Genomic DNA, 1,163 nt, shown 5'->3' with positions numbered 1-1,163 from the left:
TTCTTGTCTCCCTACCAATACATAAAGGTGCGTGCCAGAATGGCCTTTTTTAAACGCCACAACTTCTACTTTTGGCTGGTTTTCTGGTGTGCCCGACATGCCTTGAATCATTTCAGCAGCGGCAGCGAAAGCAAATGTGGTACAGCAACCTGCCTTAGCATTTTGTACATACTTAGCAATGTTCTGTAATGTACTTAGCCGCGGAGCATTGCCTCTTTGAGCGGCAGCTTGAACTGCGCTGGCAGACATGGTCGCTCTTTGGTCTTGCGCGATTCGTGCTTGGTTCGTGTAAAGAGCTTTTAGCCTTGGCGCGCCTTTTGTTTCATAAAACTGCGACCCTTTTTGACCAAACGTATTTAAGTCTGTACACGCAAAATCCCCCAGCTTTTGAAGGTTGTCTTTGTGCTCGTTGATCAGCGCTACGCTGGATGAGGCTTTGCTGGTTTTGGAAGACGCGGTGTCGGTTTGTGCGGCAGGCCAGTGTGAACTTGGGCCAGACGACAATCTTTCAAGATTTTTCAAATTACCGAGCGTCAGTTTATTTTCGCCATTGAGCACGTTTTGTAGCATTTGCTTCGCCACATCTTTTGGAATGCCCTGCTTGGTGAGCAGATTCACCACGATGTCTTTCGCTTTGTTCTGATGGCTAATACGAGCGCTCACGCTTTTGTTTTTTGGCGCACCTTCTTTTACGAAAATGTCTTTGCCGTTGTGTGCTCGAATCTCTTTATCGTCCGCTTGATTCTGTGTCGCCAAATGTGACGTCAGCTGGCTCAATGACTGCATGTGTGACGTATTGATATTAACCATGTAAAAAACCTTAAACTTGAATAAACGGGTGTGAGCCAGTTTGTTGGCTAAAATCGACAACCGTGTTGTTTTGGAACAGTTGCACCCAAGTGTCACTCAACTCATTCAACTGACTGATCACGTTGGCTAATTGGCTGATCTCGGTGTCTGCCGTGATGGCGATTTGAAGCAGAATGTCTTTGGTGGTTGGGTTGATGCAAAACTGCACTCCGCCCGTTTCGCGATACAAAAAGTTGTATTCCAGCAGCACTTGGAGCTTGTCGGCGGTGAGAATATCTTTCTCTACCACTAGGCTTTTTGAAACAAGCACCTCGTTCTTCTCTTGCACAAATTGCACATCGATAGCGTTATCT

Annotated in this window: 2 protein-coding genes; both read right to left on the bottom strand. The window is 46.4% G+C overall.

Annotation, left to right across the window (positions count from 1 at the left end; genetic code table 11):
• On the bottom strand, positions 1 to 810 hold an 810-nt coding region (gene vopR / locus R7Q47_RS25640; RefSeq protein WP_318090182.1), incomplete at its 3' end, for a type III secretion system effector VopR.
• A gap of 10 nt (positions 811 to 820) precedes the next feature.
• Positions 821 to 1,163: type III secretion system chaperone (locus tag R7Q47_RS25635; protein WP_318090181.1), on the bottom strand; the 343-nt coding region annotated here is incomplete at its 5' end.

This window comes from Vibrio sp. Vb0349 (assembly GCF_033338975.1).
Note: the sequence above shows the minus strand (reverse complement) of the source record. Positions and strands in the feature narration are given on the sequence as shown.